Here is a 220-nt window from a genome sequence, read left to right on the forward strand (position 1 = left end):
CGACCGGGCCACCGGCCTCGCGCTGGTCGCCTTCGGGGAGGCGCTCGCCGAGGCCGGCCTGGTGATCGACGACGAGTCCCGAACCCGCGTCGGCATCGCGCTGGGCACCACGGTGGGCAGCCTGCGCTCCTCGGCCGACTACAGTCTCGAAACCCTCGTGGCGGACCGGCCCTACCTGGTGAACCCCGCGCTGTTCCCCAACACGGTGATGAACTGCGCG

At 72.3% G+C, this 220-nt stretch carries 1 pseudogene; it reads left to right on the plus strand.

What is annotated here, in order from left to right:
- Positions 1–220: pseudogene (locus F0L68_RS43180) on the plus strand (beta-ketoacyl synthase N-terminal-like domain-containing protein); the annotation flags it as partial.

Source organism: Solihabitans fulvus, assembly GCF_008386585.1.
In the GTDB taxonomy this organism is placed as follows: domain Bacteria; phylum Actinomycetota; class Actinomycetes; order Mycobacteriales; family Pseudonocardiaceae; genus Solihabitans; species Solihabitans fulvus.